This is a genomic window from Pantoea sp. Mhis, assembly GCF_009830015.1.
Genome location: NZ_SZZX01000005.1, coordinates 31,795 through 49,087 on the forward strand (window position 1 = coordinate 31,795; position 17,293 = coordinate 49,087).

Consider the following 17,293-nt stretch of genomic DNA (forward strand, 5'->3'; position numbering starts at 1 on the left):
AGATAGGAGTACAAGCATGCCTAATTATCGTTCTATGACTACTACCTCTGGTCAAAATATGTCCGGAGCTCGTGCTTTATGGCGTGCTACAGGAGTGAGAGAAGAAGATTTTGGTAAACCAATTATTGCTATAGTTAATTCTTTTACAGAACTAGTTCCAGGTCATATTCATTTACGTGAATTAGGTAAATTAGTTTCTGAACAAATTAAAGAAGCAGGTGGTATTGCTAAAGAATTTAATACTATTGCTATAGATGATGGTATAGCCATGGGACATAGCGGAATGTTATATTCATTACCTTCCCGTGAACTTATTGCTGATTCAGTTGAATATATGATTAATGCACATTGTATTGATGCTATGGTGTGTATTTCTAATTGCGATAAAATTACTCCAGGAATGCTAATGGCTTCATTACGTCTTAATATTCCAGTAATTTTTGTATCGGGTGGTCCCATGGAGGCAGGTAGATTTAAATCATCAGATAATACTATTAAATTAGATTTAATAGATGCAATATTACAAGGAGCAACTCCGCATGTTCATGACATAGAACGTCAACAGATTGAACGTGTTGCATGTCCCACATGTGGTTCATGTTCTGGGATGTTTACTGCAAATTCAATGAATTGTTTAACAGAAGCACTAGGGCTTTCACAACCAGGCAACGGAACATTACTGGCAACTCATATTGATCGTAAAAATTTATTCATCCAAGCTGGTAAACGTATAGTAAAACTTACTAAAGAATACTATGAACAAAATAAAAGTTGCGTACTGCCACGTAATATTGCTAATAAGGCTGCATTTGAAAATGCTATGATGTTAGATATTTCTATGGGAGGTTCTACCAACACAGTTTTACATTTACTAGCTGCGGCTCAAGAAGGTCAAGTAGATTTTACACTTTATGATATTGACCGTCTTTCACGTAAAGTTCCTCAACTTTGCAAAGTATCACCTAGTACAAAAGAATATTATATGGAAGATGTACATCGTGCTGGCGGAATATACGGTATCCTGGGGGAGTTATATCGTGCTAATTTACTACATACTAATGTACATAATATATTAGGCTTAAATTTACGTGAAACATTAGAGCAATATGATATTCTAATTACCAAAAATGAAACAATAAAAAAGATGTTTCTTGCCGCTCCTGCAGGTATTCACACTATTCAAGCATTTTCTCAAAATTTTAGATGGAATACACTAGATAATGATCGTAAAAAAGGATGTATTCGTAATTATAAACATGCCTTTTCACAAGAAGGTGGGTTAGCTGTATTATATGGAAATATAGCTAAAGATGGGTGTATTGTAAAAACTGCAGGTATTGATAAAGATCAATTAAAATTTTCTGGTACAGCTAAAGTATATGAAAGTCAAGATGATGCTGTTAAAGCAATCTTAGGTTGTAAAATAATAGCTGGAGATGTAGTAGTAATTCGCTATGAAGGTCCAAAGGGAGGACCAGGTATGCAAGAAATGTTATATCCAACTAGTTATCTTAAAGCTATGGGATTAGAAAAAAGTTGTGCATTATTTACAGATGGTAGATTTTCAGGTGGAAGTTCAGGTCTTTCAATCGGTCATGCTTCTCCAGAAGCAGCCAGTGGCGGAGCTATAGCACTAGTAAAAGATGGAGATATGATTAAAATTGATATTCCAAATCGTATTATTAAATTAATGGTTTCTAATAAGGAATTACGTATTCGTCAGATTAAAGAAGAAAAACGTGGTAGTACAATAAGTTATACTCCTTATAATCGTATTCGTCATGTTTCTTTTGCTTTACGTGCCTATGCATTATTGGCAACTAGTGCTGATAAAGGTGCGGTACGTGATAAATCTAAATTAGGAAATTAATTTATGTATCATCAAACACAATTATTTTCTGAAAAACTTGATGCCGCAAAATATTTATGTACAGTATTACGTTTACCAGTATATGAAGTTATACAAATTACATCTTTACAAAAATGCAAAAATTTCTATGGTTTTGAAAATAATATTTTTGTAAAGCGTGAGGATTATCAGTAAGATAATACTTTTAAACTACTTAAAGGTTATGCCAGTCATTGCTGTATTAACTAAAGAACAAAACAGACATGGTATATAGTCCTTTAGCTGGAAATTATGCTCAGGATGTAATATTTTGAGGTAGTAAATTACAAATTAAATTATTATTTGCAATGCCAATATCCGCAAGTGAAATTAAAATGGATGCAGTAAAAGTTTTGGTGGATAAGTTTATTGATATGGAAATAATTTTGATAAAGCAAAAATCAAAGCAATAGAATTAGCTAAAAAGGTTTTAATTTTATTTTAGCCTTGGAGAATGAAGCAGTAATAGTTGACTATGGTTGCACATTTAGATCGTGTATTTCTACCAGTTGAATGTGGTGATTTAGCTACTGGAGTATGAGTATTAATGAAACAGTTAATGCCGTAAATTAAAATTATTTGAGTTAAAACTGAAGATTCAGCTTGGCTTACCTAAAAGCAGTATTTAAAGCTGGAAAACTGGTCGATTTAGCACTTGTAAGTTTATTTGATAAAGGTGTTGCTGTAAAGCATATTAATATTGAAACATTTCGTTTATGCCAACGTTAGCTTAACGATATTATTACTATAGATAATAATAGTGCTATTTGCTTAGCTATGAAAGATTCATTTGAAAATATCAGAGCAGTAGCAGCACCTATTGGTGCTTTAGCATTAGCGAGCATGAAAAAATATACCCCTCATCATAAAATTATGGAAGAAAGATTAGCACATATACTATTTGGTGTGAATTTGAATTTTCATGACTTGCGTTATGTATCTGAATATTGCAGAGCTGTTAAAAAACTTCAATCATGGATTGCGGTAATTATTCCAGATAACCCGAGAAGTTTTCTGCAATTCTGTCAAATAATACACAGGCGCATCATAACAGAATTTAATTCTCGTTACTTTAATTCTAAAAAAGCTTATATTTTACTTGGAATGCATTTAACACATGATCACCAGAGGAACGTAATTCCATCATAAATGAATTAAAACATAGTGATTATATAGAGATAAATTTATCAAATGATGAAATCACAAAGTTACATGTACGTTATATTATTAGAGGATTACCTTAAAAACGATTAAATGATTGTCTTGTTAGCATTGAATTTGCAGAATCTTCTTAAGCATTATTAAAATTTTACAAATATTTGTAACATACTAGAATATTTCCTTATTTTATTATCTTAGCCATGGAAGTGACTACGATCGGTATTATCAGCTTTTGAATAAACATCTATAAAACTTATTTTGAAGATTATCTCAATACATTAGGTTATGAACGGAATGATGAAGATAATAATTCATCATTTAATTGCTTTCTTTGTAGAGAAAATTAAATATTAGTTATTAACTACCATTACTTATTACTGGTTATAATAAGTCTGGCAAAATTAGCTTGTATTAATAAATATTAACTATTAACTTATTAATAGGCATATGTAAATTTATGCAATCTACATAGTAATTTTAAGAAAAAACTTTAGTTTTTATAAATTTGTTAGGTTCTAAAATTGTACAGGTGTTCTATTTTTTTTATATATAACAATATTTTATTCTATGAAAATAAAATATTATATATAGCCAAAAGACCTATTAAATTTACTTTTCAAGTAAACAGATAAACATTTAATGTTATATATTTATAATGTTAAATTGTCATTAAATGAATACCAGTTATATACTGTGTATAGACTTGGAGTAAATATGATTAATTATTTTAATCAATTAAATTTTCGTAATAAGCTAATGCAACTGAGTAAATGTCGTTTCATGTCACGGGATGAATTTACTGATAATATTACTTTTTTAAAAGGAAAGAAAATTGTTATAATTGGATGTGGTGCTCAAGGTTTTAATCAAGGATTAAATATGCGTGATTCCGGTCTTGATGTATCGTATGCTCTACGTAATGATTCTATCATTCAGAAAAGTATTTCTTTTTGTAAAGCAAATGCTCATGGTTTTAAAGTAGATACTTATGAAAATTTAATTCCAAATGCTGATTTAGTTATCAACTTAACCCCAGATAAACAACATTCAGCTGTAATACAGACTATTCAACCATTAATGCACAATAATGCTATATTGGGTTATTCCCATGGTTTTAATATCGTTGAAGTAGGTGAAATTATTAGAAAAGATATTACTGTAGTAATGGTTGCTCCAAAGTGTCCAGGTACTCAATTACGTGAAGAATATAAGCGTGGCTTTGGCGTACCAGCTTTAATTGCTGTTCATCCAGAAAACGATCATAAACAAATAGGAATATTAGTTGCTAAAGCTTGGGCATCTGCTCTTGGTGCTGATCGCGCAGGTATATTAGAATCTTCATTTATTGCAGAAGTAAAATCTGATTTAATGGGAGAACAAACAATTTTGTGTGGTTTATTACAAGCAAGTTCTATATTATGTTTCAATCATTTAGTAGATAAAGGTTACGATCCAGCATACACTGCTAAATTTATTCAATGTGGTTGGGAAGTTATTACAAGTTCATTGAAATTAGGTGGTATTACTTTAATGATGGATAGATTGTCTAATTCAGCTAAACTACGTGCTTATATATTATCAGAGCAAATAAAAACTATTTTAGCTAAACTATTTCAAAATCATATGGATGAGATTATATCTGGTGATTTTTCTAAAAAAATGATGAATGATTGGGCCAATAGAGATCAAAATTTATTACATGGGCGAAAAATAACTCGTAAAACTGCTTTCGAACAGGCACCATATTATGAAAAAAATATTATAGAGCAGGAGTATTATGATAAAGGCATATTAATGATAGCTATAGTAAAAGCCGGTGTCGAGTTAGCTTTTGAAACTATGATAAATACTGGTATATCTGCAGAATCAGCTTATTATGAATCACTACATGAGTTACCATTAATTGCAAATACTATAGCCCGTAAGCGATTATATGAAATGAATTTAGTTATTTCTGATACGGCAGAATATGGTAATTACTTATTTGCTTTTAACGCTATGAATTTACTAAAAGATTTTATGAATACCTTGAACTCTAGCGATCTAGGAGAACATATTATAGATGTACAAATTGATAATATGCAATTATATAATGTTAATAAATTTATTCAGCAACATCCAATAGAATTGGTTGGTATTAAATTACGTAATTATATGTATAAAATGCAAGCTGTTGTATCAAGTAACTAAATATTTAGTTTGAGCAACAGTTATTATAATCAGCTAATATCTCTTGTATAAAATATGTACATCTATTATATACATTTATTTTATATGCTTTTGATATACAACAATGTATTGTATTTATAAATAAATCAATCTATGTTCATTGGTATAATTTGTCTATGTATAAATAAAGAAATAAATAAATTTTTTGTTATTCAATTATTAAATTGATCCAATTAACGCTTAATTATGTTAAATGATATTTAATATATTATTTATTAAAAATATTAAATAATATATTAAAGTTTATTAATAATTATTATTATATGATTAACATAAACAATATTTAAATTTTTATATTGTATTATATATGTCATAAAGGTATAAAATATATATATATATATTATTGGTTCATGAATTTATCAGCAAATAGCATTTAAATGCATTTAAAATTCAAAATCAATATATGAAGTAAATTTATTATATAAATAAATCAAGATATTATGATAATCATTTTATATTATTTTAGTTATATGTAATAAATGAATGATCATTAGCATGAGAATGATCTAACAATTAATTGCAATTAATATTGCATTGCTGATTTATTTAATACGTTAATACACAAATCTTAACAGATTCGATTTTATATTAAAATTTAATAATATGAATGAACACCATGTTGATGTTCAGTAATATCTTTAACTCCCTTAAGTTCTTCAGGGAAAGCTAATAGTAGCTCTTTTTCAATACATCCTTTTAAAGTAATATTAATCATTGAGCAACCATTACAACCTCCATCGAATTGTAAAACAGCATAACCGTCGTCGGTAATTTTGATTAAAGAAACACGACCACCATGTTCAGCAAGTTGTGAGTTAATCTTAGCTTGTAATAAATATTCTATACGTTCAGATAAAGGAGTGTTTTTTGAAATTTCACAAATTCTAATATTTGGTGCTTTTAATGAGAGTTGTGAAGTTGTCTGATCTGTAATTAAATCAATTTCAGCATCCTTAATATATTTTATACTAATATTATCCACATACACTGAAAAATTTTTATAGTTTAACTTTGTATCTGTTATTTCAACAGAATCTGGAGGACAATAAGAAATTCCACATTCAGCATACGGAGTTCCTGGATGAATAACAAATACACGAATTTGAGTGTTATTAGGTTTACTTGATAACAGTGATACAAAATGATTTTGTGCTACATCAGTAATTTTTATCATGAAGATGACTCAATAGTTTTATATTTTTATAATTTATAATACTCTTAATTATAAATTCCTACAATAAACCAAAATTTTAGATATTTTGTATTCCATTATATTACTTTCAATATTTGATATTTAAATAAATAACAATACAATTTTACTAAAGATACTAATATAGTAAATTAATTATTTATTTTCTAGGAATTTAAGCAATGCATTCACTTTATTGGAATATTACTGGTAAGGGTCCTAATAACCTTGTATTATTACATGGTTGGGGTTTAAATTCTGCCATATGGCAGAGTATAATTCCTCTTCTCAGTCCATATTTTAAATTGCATTTAGTAGATTTACCAGGATTTGGGCATAGTCGTGCAATGGAAGCTTTAACTTTATCTGAAATAGAGAAAAAACTTATGCCTTATTTACCATATAATTCATTGTTACTGGGTTGGTCATTTGGTGGATTAGTTGCAACTCAAATAGCTTTAAATTATCCTGAATACGTTAAAGCATTAATTAGTGTGGCCTCTTCTCCTTGTTTTACGGCTCGAGATGATTGGCCAGGTATAAAAATAGATAGACTTAACACCTTTCAAAAACAATTGAGTAATGATTTTCAACGTACTATTGAACGTTTTCTAGAATTACAGATAATGGGTAATAAATTTACTAAAAATAACCATGTTGATATAGAACAATTAAAAAATGTAGTTCTTTCTAAACCTATGCCCTCAGTAGTAGTACTAAAAGCTACTTTAACTATTCTGCGTGAAATAGATTTTCGTAAAGCACTTCCTAAATTAAAAATGCCATTTTTGCGTTTATATGGTTCATTAGATAATATAGTTCCATGTTGTATTGCTTCATATCTTGACAAAGATATTCCAACTTCTCTATCTATTGTAATGCAAAAAGCTACTCATATACCATTTCTTTCACATCCAGATGAATTTTGTTTGAATATTATTAATTATATAAAATTAATTGACATTTAATTACAATTACATCAGCTATATCATTTATCGAAATCACTACAATAGTACATTGCTATTAAGCATCTCATCAAGTTAATACATAAATATAAACTTTAGGAAGTTACATAATGTAATAAAAAATAATATTTCGAACATATAGAAATAGTAAAAATGTATATACAGGTTATAAGAACTAATTGATAGCATTTGCTTTTAATAAAAAAGCATTAAATTTAATATTTATAAACATATAAAATTATTTTAATTATTTAAATTTTTTAAATTAAGAAGTTAAATAATATTTATTTATATATAAGATAAAGTTATATTCATAATAATTAAATTAATCATAAATACAATGAGTTTCTAATAAATTCAGATATAATATAACTTATTAGTATTATTTATATTTATATACCTAATATTAAATAAATTACTATTATAAGCTAATTACATAATATTTATTATATTATATATTTATATTTTAATATTTTTTAATTAAAATATATCCTGCATTATCATATTATGTATTTTATTTTATAAGCTATCTTTACCATGCAATTGTGGACCACATTGTGTGAGAGTTTTACATATATGATTATTAGTATATTGTTTAAAATTACTAATGAAACGATATCCTAAATTCTGTGCAGCATATCGCCATGAAGTCATACTTGACCAACTGATTCTAGGGTCAAGGATTGCTGTATTTATTTTTGATAATTCTTTTGGTATTTTTAAATTAAATATAGGTAATGTTTCTGTTGGAACACTGTCCAGTTCACCAGAAAGAATTGCATTGATTATAGCACGTGTATCTTTTAAGGATATACGCTTACCCTTTCCATTCCATCCAGTATTCACAAGATAAGCTTGTGCGTGAGCATTTTGTATACGTTTTATTAGCACACTTGCATATTGCATTGGATGCAATGTTAGAAATGCTGCGCTAAAACATGCAGAAAATGTAGGAATTGGTTGTTTTATGCCTAGTTCAGTACCTGCTACTTTAGAAGTAAATCCAGACAAAAAATAATATTGAATTTGTTCAGATGTTAAACATGAGACTGGAGGTAATACACCAAAAGCATCGGCAGTAAGAAATATTACTCTTTTAGCATGACCAGCTCTGGAAACGGGTCGTACGATATTATCAATATGATCAATTGGATAAGATACACGAGTATTTTCAGTTTTACTATTATCGCTATAATCAATACAACCATCTATATTTACTACAACATTTTCTAATAATGCATTACGACGAATGGCTCTATAAATTTCTGGTTCTGTATTTTCAACTAAATTAATAGTCTTAGCATAACAACCTCCTTCAAAATTAAATATTCCATTATCATCCCAACCATGTTCATCATCTCCAATCAGTTGACGCTGTGGATCTGTGGAAAGTGTAGTTTTTCCAGTACCGGATAAACCGAAAAATACTGCTACATCATTCATTTTACCCATATTTGCTGAGCAATGCATTGAAGCAATATTTTTTGGAGGAAGTAAATAATTCATAACTGAAAATAAACCTTTTTTCATTTCACCACCATACCAAGTTCCGCCAATAAGTTGCATATGTTCAGTTAGATTGAAAGCAATAAAATTTTCGGAATGTAAACCTTGTTCCTTCCAGTGTGGATTTATACACTTTGAAGCATTTAATACTATAAAATCTGGTTTAAAGTTAGTTAATTCATGTCTATTAGGACGAATGAACATATTCTTTACAAAATGTGCTTGCCATGCAACTTCCATGATAAAACGAACTCGTAAACGATTATCAGGACTAGAACCACAAAAAGCATCTATAATAAATAAACGTTTATCTGAAAGCTGTTTTATACAAAGTTTTTTTAGATATTCCCAAGTTTTTTGCGATAATGATTGATTATCATTTTTTATATTATTTGTATTATTCCACCATAGCATATCGCGTGTATTTACATCATGTACAATATATCTATCTCTGGGAGAACGTCCAGTAAAAATACCGGTATCTACCGCTATTGCTCCGCTTTTTGTTATAATCCCTCGCTCATATCCTTTTAAACCTGGTTTAATTTCTTCTTTAAATAAAGTGTCATAATCAGGATTATATAATATTTCTGTAGTATTAATAATACCTATAGTGTTAAGTTCTTTCCATATTAGGTTGTTAACACACATTTGAATATTCCTTGCTCGATATTTGTGCTGTATAGTTATTAATTTTTTCAGTATTTATTATGACTTATAATAAATAGAATATAATTTATGTATAAAATATATTCTTATAGTTTACTATCTGTTATAAACTAGTAAAATATTGTAAGGCAAAATGCTACATGAAAGATAATCAAAGAAAATATATTCATTTAAAATACTAATGAATAATTAATTAGTTTTGACTTAAGAAATGATTTTTTTATAAGAAATTTACTAACTAATATGCATATCCTATATATAAACTAAAATACCTAATTTATAATATTTTTAATAGATAAACTATGCATTTTATTTAAATTTCTTGAATAAATGAATATCATTGAACCCGCCAATCCTCTAAAAGCATTATTTCTAATAACATTTGATATTATCAATAATATAATTTTGATTATAGTTGTTTAAATAACAATAATATATTATTTTTATTTATAAAAATATTTATGTATTTTATTAGTTAGTACTATAAAAATATATCTAATTTTTTTAATTAAGATAAATTATTCAGTTTAGTATATGACTATAATATAGTGCTATATCAAATCGATTATTGAAATAATATTTCAATTCAAATATTGTCATTAAATAGATAAAATTAAATATTTTAACTGATAAATAAATTATTAAAATTGATGAGTAAAATTTTTAAAAATAATTATTTATTATCAAATAAATAATTAAGTAATATAAAACATAAGAATTTTTATTCTTATACAATCATTAAAAGTTAAGTAAATTATTATATAAATAATATGCAATATTTTATTACAGAAAAGTAATTTCTAATATGTTTACTAATTATGCTAATTACTTACGTTGTAAAATTTTATTACTATAATTATGTTTATATAGTACATAATATGTTCTATAAAATACAATTAACATTATGAATGTTAAGTTAATTAACTTTAATCTTATAAAGATAAAATCTTATTGTGTTAAATTCATATAATTTATTGTTATATACATATCTTCATTATATGAAATAGTTGATAAAAATATATTTAATTAATATTGATCAGATCAATATTAATTGATATATATCAGATATCATCTTATTGCACAAATAATATGATAATTTTAAGATTTATATGAATAATTTAATTAAAAAACCCAAAATCATTAAAGTTCAATCAGTAGCTCAATCTAGATTATTTACCATTGAAGCAGTGGAACTTACTTTTCCTAATGGTGTACGGCGTATTTATGAACGTATGAAATCTTTCAAACGAGAATCAGTAATGATTGTAGCAATACTTGATGATACTGATATACTTTTAATCCAAGAATATGCAGTTGCTTTAGAAAATTATGTATTAAGTTTTCCTAAAGGATTAATTGAATCAGGTGAAGATACATATGAAGCCGCAAATCGTGAGCTTAAAGAAGAAGTAGGATTTGGTTCAAAAAAAATTCAAACACTCGGACAATTAACTATGGCACCATCTTACTTTTCTAGTGAAATGCATATTCTTATAGCAGAAGAATTGTATAGAGAAAAATTAGAAGGTGATGAACCAGAACCACTCATTATACAAAAATGGCCACTTGATAATCTTTTATCTTTATTAGATGAACCAAATTTTCGCGATGCACGAAATGTCAGTGCTTTATTTATGGTAAGAGAATGGTTAGTAAAGCAAGGAAGATTAACTTATTAATAATAATGAATAAGAATAATAAAAATTATATTTTAGAGTTTATTAGTTAATAATAATATCTTAGTAATAAATTGATGTTTAATAACAAACTAGCAACTAATTTAAATTCATATTAATCAATAATGATATCTAACATATACATAGTGTAATAAATAGAAATTATGATATTCGTATATTTGCATAATTTTATCTAAAAATTATAATGTTTTTTTAAATTAGTTCAAATAAAGATATTTTATTAAATATTAGAAATAATATGTATATTTAATTAGTCGTTGATAAATACTATTAATCAATATACTAATAGTATATTGATTATATACATGGCAAAATATTGTTATTAATCGTCTATTTATTTATTGCTTTTAATTATACTGTACAATATAGTAAGTGTAACCAATACATGACTGGATTCTAAAATATTAAAAAATTAGTATAAAATAGTAATAAATTGTTTTCGAGTTTTCTTCCATTGTTAATTTTGTTAATATAAAATTATGCTTATGCAAAGTATTAGATGAGCCATTGTATTTTATATTATATATAATATAAAAATCTTAATATAAATGTTTAAAATATAAATATATATTTTACATCAATAATGTTTTTTATAGTATATAACATATAAGCTATAATAAATTATGAATTATAAATTTAAAAAATAAAAAATTTATGATCGTTAAAAATAAAGTATTTAAAGTGTACTTATTAAGTATATATTTAACTAAATAAATTGGTTTCAAAGAAAATAAAGTGTAAATATAATATGTATTAAAGATTTATAAATGGATTTTTAAAAAAAGGATAATTGTTCGGTCGTGACGTACCATTACATACTAATAAAATTTATTGCTCACTTTCCTTATTTCTCATGAGACCTTAGTTTCTGGCCCGCTAGTAAGATTTTAAAAAATGCGGGGTTCTATCTCAACAAATTAGTAATAATAGTGACAAAATGGCAGAGAAACGTAATATCTTCCTGGTTGGACCAATGGGCGCAGGTAAAAGTACTATTGGTCGTCAGTTAGCGCATCAACTTAGTATGGAATTTTTCGATTCTGATCATGAAATTGAACGACGTACTGGAGCAGATATAAGTTGGGTATTTGATGTGGAAGGAGAAGTAGGCTTTCGTGCGCGTGAAGAAAAAATTATTAACGAGCTAACTGAAAAGCAAGGAATTGTATTAGCTACAGGTGGAGGTTCTATTAAATCTAGAAAAACTCGTAATCGTCTTTCTTCCCGTGGAGTAGTAGTTTATCTTGAAACTACTATTGAAAAACAACTTATTCGTACACAGCGTGATAAAAAACGACCGTTACTACAAGTCAACTCTCTTCAACGTGAAGTTTTAGAAGAATTAGCAAATGATCGTAATCCGCTTTACCAAGAAATAGCTGATATTAGTATTCGTACTGATAACCAAAGTGCAAAAGTTGTAGCTAATCAGATTATTTTTCTTTTAGAACAAGATAATCTCAAACTTTGAGGATTTAAAATTAATAGGTATGGATATCATAGAGAAAATTAACGTTTCATTAGATAAACGGAGTTATTCAATTAATATTGCTAGTGGACTTTTCAAAAGCTCATCTTCTTTTTGGCCGTTGAAAAAAGGTGATAGTGCAATGTTAGTAACTAATCAAACAGTAGCTCCTCTCTATTTGAAAGTATTATCAACGTTACTTGAAAGTGCTGGAATAATAGTAGATAAAATAATTTTACCAGACGGTGAACAATATAAAACTTTATTCATTATGAATAAAATTTTTACTGCGTTATTAGAAAGATTATATGGTCGTGATACTACACTTATTGCATTAGGTGGGGGAGTTATTGGTGATTTAACTGGATTTGCTGCTGCTAGTTATCAGCGTGGAGTACGTTTTATCCAGGTCCCTACTACGTTATTATCTCAAGTTGATGCTTCGGTAGGAGGTAAAACCTCTGTTAATCATTCCCTTGGTAAAAATATGATTGGTTCTTTTTATCAACCTCAATCTGTAGTGGTAGATACTGATTGTTTGTTTACTTTACCTTTGCGTGAGTTAGTATCGGGCTTAGCGGAAGTAATTAAATATGGTATTATTCTTGATGCTGAATTTTTTGAATGGTTAGAGCTAAATATTGATTTAATTTTATCATTAAATAGTAAAGTTATTGCCTATTGTATACGTCGATGTTGTGAATTAAAAGTAAAATTAGTCATAGCTGATGAATATGAATATGGTATACGTAGTTTACTTAATTTAGGTCATACTTTTGGTCATGCCATCGAAGCATATATGGGATATGGGAATTGGTTGCATGGCGAAGCAGTAGCTGCAGGAATGGTAATGGCAGCGCGTGTTGCTGAATATCTTGGTCAATTTTCTTCAAGTAATACTAAACGTATTATTAAATTATTACAACGTGCAGGGTTACCTGTATGTGGACCCAAGAATATGAGTGCAGAAAGATATCTAGAATACATGATGCGTGATAAAAAAGTAGTACAAGGTAAATTACGATTAGTTATACCTCTTATGATTGGTCATTCTGAAATATGTACAGATGTGCCTCTTAATATAGTAAGAGCCGCAATTTGTTGATAACAATTTAATAATATTAATAAAAAGCCGATAGTATCAATGTAAATTCATATTTGTTAATATAAATACTAAATATTTAATATCTAATATATATAGATATATATGTTATTAGATATGTTAACTTTTAATAAAGTTATTAATTTAATTTTAAATTATAATGATTTTTATAATTTTACAAAATTAAAAACATCTATATTGATTATAAATATATTAAAAATTGAGCATTTTATTTAAAGTTAAAGAATGTATAATGTAATGAGTTATTTACTAATAATTAACATATATTAAAATCTTTAAGTTATATATAATAAAGATAATATTTTTAGATTTATGAAACATAAAAATTTATTTTCTATATATAAAATATAACTTATTGGTTCTTATTAACATTGACAATACTATTTACTGAATATAATAGATGAAAAAGAAACGTGCTTTTTTGAAATGGGCTGGAGGTAAACATTTATTAATTAATGATATATGTAATCATTTACCTACAGGTAGATGTTTGGTTGAGCCATTTGTTGGTGCTGGTTCAATATTTCTAAATACTGATTATGAAAGTTATTACTTAGCAGATATTAATAAAGATCTCATTAATCTTTTTAACATTGTCAAGACACACACGACAGAATTTATTAAGGATGCTAAGCAATTATTCAATTCTAATTCTAATAGAGCTGAAAATTATTATACATATCGTATGATCTTTAATACTAGCAAAGATATATATCAACGCTCAGTACTATTTCTTTATCTTAATCGTCATGGTTATAATGGTCTATGTCGTTATAATCTTCGCGGTGAATTCAATGTACCTTTTGGTCGATATTATAAACCATATTTTCCGGAATACGAATTATTATTGTTTGCGGAACGAGCACAAAAAGCCACTTTTGTTTGCGAATCTTATGAAAATACTTTAAATAACAACGCTCACAGCGGTTCTGTTGTATATTGTGATCCTCCATATTCTCCATTGTCTACGACAGCAAATTTTACTACTTATTATAAAAAAAATTTTACTTCGATTGAACAAATAAATCTAGCTAATCTAGCTATTAAATTATCAAAAGATAATTGTATACCAGTTTTGATTTCTAATAATGATACATCATTAACACGGCAATGGTATCAAAAAGCTAATTTATATGTAATTAAAGTTAGAAGAACTATTAGTCGAAACATCAATAGTCGAACTAAAGTTAATGAACTATTAGCTATTTTTAATTAAATTAGTTCATTAAAAACTTAATGATAGGAAATTAGGTTAGAAATAAAATTGAGAGATCAAAATGAAACAATTTTTTTTAGCTCCTTCAATTCTGGCTGCAGATTTTGCTCGCTTAGGAGAAGAAACAGTTAAAGTATTAGAAGCGGGCGGTGATATCATTCATTTTGATGTAATGGATAACCATTATGTACCTAATTTAACAGTAGGACCTATTGTGCTGAAAGCGTTACGTACATATGGTATTATAGCTCCTATTGATGTACATCTAATGATTAAACCAGTGAGTGATTCTTTAATTTATGATTTTATTAAAGCCGGTGCTGATTTCATTACTTTTCATGTAGAAGCTAGTGAACATATTGATCGTACATTAGAATTAATAAAAAAAAATGGTTGTAAAACTGGATTAGCATTAAATCCAGCAACTCCAATTAACTATCTTAGTTATGTAATGGATAAATTAGATTTGATATTATTAATGTCAGTTAATCCTGGGTTTAGTGGTCAAAATTTTATTTATAAAACTCTTGATAAATTAAGTCAAGTGCGACGATTAATTGATGAAACGGGTTATAATATATTATTAGAAGTAGATGGAGGTATAAAGATAGATAACATCTATCAGATTGCATTAGCAGGTGCAGATATATTTGTGATTGGTTCAGGTATTTTTTCTTATCCAGATTATAAAAAAATTATTTATCTTATATCTAATGAGTTAGAAAAAGTTCATAGCTAATTTAGCTATGTTGTGACTGATAAATAATTTAGATTAAATATTTTAATATTGCATACTAAAATATTTAGATTTATCAATCCAGTAAAGTTATTATGATTTTATAGCATATCCTTTATTAAAGGTTGTAATATTTATATATAATCTTACATATAATAATGGTTGAATGAATTATTCGAACTTCAATAATAGCAATAATACCTATTGTTAAATTAACATAATAAACAATAATGTTATATGCTCGTATAAGTATATACATAGTAGCATAGGATAAATGATATAGTGATTTTTTAATCAGTTATATATTTTTTTTTAAATAAATTTTATTTAAATTTGAATTTCTGGAAAAATATGGATAAATCGATAGTTTTTAGCGCAACACAACCATCTGGGGATATTACTATTGGTAACTATATAGGAGCATTACGTCATTGGGTACAAATGCAGGATGATTTTCAATGTATTTATTGTCTCGTGGATTTACATGCTATCACCGTGCGTCAAGATCCAATTACCTTACGTAAAGTTACGTTCGATAATCTTGCATTATATCTTGCATGTGGTCTAGATCCTAATAAAAGTATTGTTTTTATTCAATCACATGTTCCTTCTCATACTCAATTAAGTTGGATATTAAATTGTTTTACTTATTTTGGTGAATTAAGACGAATGACACAATTTAAAGAAAAAATTATAAGTTATAAACAAAATATTAACAATGGTTTATTCAGTTATCCTGTACTTATGGCAGCAGATATTTTATTATATCAAGCCAATAAAGTTCCTATTGGGGAAGATCAAAAACAACATTTAGAACTAAGTCGTAATATAGCTAAGCGATTTAATGCTATATATGGTAATATCTTGAAAATTCCAGAAGCATTCATTGCAAATTCTGGAGCACGCGTAATGTCATTATGTAATCCTATTAAGAAGATGTCAAAATCTGACTCTAATCGAAATAATGTAATTAGATTACTTGAAAATACTAACATTGCTATTAAGAGAATCCATCAAGCAGTAACCGATTCAGATAATCCCCCAATAATCCGATATGATCTTAAAAAAAAAGCAGGTGTGTCTAATTTATTAAATATTCTTTCTGCTCTTTCTAATAAAAGCATTGTACAACTAGAAAAAGAATTTGAAGGTAGAATGTATAAGGATTTAAAAAATGCTGTTGCTGATGAAATTTCTGCTATTTTAATAGAAATACAAAAACGTTATTATTTTTTTCGCAGCGACGAAAACTTTCTTAATCAGGTGATACGTGAGGGAGCAGCAAAAGCATACGTACAATCTAAAGATACACTTGACAAAGTGTATAATGCTATAGGATTTGTAACTTAATTAAAATGAATTAATTTAAATCATAATTTTTAAAGTTCAATATTAATTTATTGATTTTATTAGAATTATTCTATATATTAAGTAATAATTCTAGAA

The 17,293-nt window shown here is 27.0% G+C and carries 14 protein-coding genes; 12 read left to right on the top strand and 2 right to left on the bottom strand.

Annotated elements, in window-relative coordinates; genetic code table 11:
* Positions 1-16: 16 nt before the first annotated feature.
* The 5 genes from ilvD to ilvC all read left to right on the top strand — a co-directional run bounded on the left by ilvD (position 17) and on the right by ilvC (position 5,239).
* The gene (ilvD, locus tag FD727_RS02555; protein WP_159938599.1) at positions 17-1,870 is read left to right on the top strand and encodes a dihydroxy-acid dehydratase; all 1,854 of its coding nucleotides are present in this window, start codon (positions 17-19) and stop codon (positions 1,868-1,870) included.
* A 3-nt stretch (positions 1,871-1,873) separates the two neighbouring features.
* The gene (locus FD727_RS04170) at positions 1,874-2,044 is read left to right on the top strand and encodes a hypothetical protein (protein ID WP_370515963.1); all 171 of its coding nucleotides are present in this window, start codon (positions 1,874-1,876) and stop codon (positions 2,042-2,044) included.
* Positions 2,045-2,491: 447 nt separating this feature from the next.
* Positions 2,492-2,617 (top strand): hypothetical protein, encoded by a 126-nt coding sequence (locus FD727_RS04175; protein ID WP_370515964.1) that lies wholly within the window; start codon positions 2,492-2,494, stop codon positions 2,615-2,617.
* Between the two features lie 48 nt (positions 2,618-2,665).
* Positions 2,666-3,037, top strand: a complete 372-nt coding sequence (locus tag FD727_RS04180; protein ID WP_370515965.1) for a hypothetical protein — start codon at positions 2,666-2,668, stop codon at positions 3,035-3,037.
* Positions 3,038-3,763: 726 nt separating this feature from the next.
* Entirely contained in the window at positions 3,764-5,239 is a 1,476-nt protein-coding gene (gene ilvC, locus FD727_RS02565; RefSeq protein ID WP_159938600.1) for a ketol-acid reductoisomerase, read from the top strand.
* A 634-nt stretch (positions 5,240-5,873) separates the two neighbouring features.
* Here the strand turns inward: ilvC and nfuA are convergent.
* Positions 5,874-6,452, bottom strand: a complete 579-nt coding sequence (gene nfuA / locus FD727_RS02570; protein WP_159938601.1) for a Fe-S biogenesis protein NfuA — start codon at positions 6,450-6,452, stop codon at positions 5,874-5,876.
* Between the two features lie 197 nt (positions 6,453-6,649).
* Here nfuA and bioH point away from each other — a divergent pair, with 197 nt between their 5' ends.
* Entirely contained in the window at positions 6,650-7,435 is a 786-nt protein-coding gene (bioH, locus tag FD727_RS02575) for a pimeloyl-ACP methyl ester esterase BioH (protein WP_159938602.1), read from the top strand.
* A 516-nt stretch (positions 7,436-7,951) separates the two neighbouring features.
* Here bioH and pckA read toward each other — a convergent pair.
* The gene (gene pckA, locus FD727_RS02580; RefSeq protein WP_159938603.1) at positions 7,952-9,589 is read right to left on the bottom strand and encodes a phosphoenolpyruvate carboxykinase (ATP); all 1,638 of its coding nucleotides are present in this window, start codon (positions 9,587-9,589) and stop codon (positions 7,952-7,954) included.
* Positions 9,590-10,716: 1,127 nt separating this feature from the next.
* Here pckA and nudE point away from each other — a divergent pair.
* The 6 genes from nudE (at position 10,717) to trpS (ending at position 17,197) form a co-directional block, all read left to right on the top strand.
* Positions 10,717-11,286 (top strand): ADP compounds hydrolase NudE, encoded by a 570-nt coding sequence (gene nudE, locus FD727_RS02585; RefSeq protein WP_159938604.1) that lies wholly within the window; start codon positions 10,717-10,719, stop codon positions 11,284-11,286.
* 955 nt (positions 11,287-12,241) lie between these two features.
* Positions 12,242-12,775 (top strand): shikimate kinase AroK, encoded by a 534-nt coding sequence (gene aroK / locus FD727_RS02590; RefSeq protein ID WP_159938605.1) that lies wholly within the window; start codon positions 12,242-12,244, stop codon positions 12,773-12,775.
* Positions 12,776-12,803: 28 nt separating this feature from the next.
* Positions 12,804-13,877 (top strand): 3-dehydroquinate synthase, encoded by a 1,074-nt coding sequence (gene aroB, locus FD727_RS02595; protein WP_159938654.1) that lies wholly within the window; start codon positions 12,804-12,806, stop codon positions 13,875-13,877.
* Positions 13,878-14,295: 418 nt separating this feature from the next.
* The gene (dam, locus tag FD727_RS02600) at positions 14,296-15,111 is read left to right on the top strand and encodes an adenine-specific DNA-methyltransferase (protein ID WP_159938606.1); all 816 of its coding nucleotides are present in this window, start codon (positions 14,296-14,298) and stop codon (positions 15,109-15,111) included.
* Positions 15,112-15,172: 61 nt separating this feature from the next.
* Positions 15,173-15,850, top strand: coding sequence for a ribulose-phosphate 3-epimerase (gene rpe, locus FD727_RS02605; protein ID WP_159938607.1), 678 nt, complete (start codon positions 15,173-15,175; stop codon positions 15,848-15,850).
* 348 nt (positions 15,851-16,198) lie between these two features.
* Positions 16,199-17,197 (top strand): tryptophan--tRNA ligase, encoded by a 999-nt coding sequence (gene trpS, locus FD727_RS02610; protein ID WP_159938608.1) that lies wholly within the window; start codon positions 16,199-16,201, stop codon positions 17,195-17,197.
* Positions 17,198-17,293: the final 96 nt, after the last annotated feature.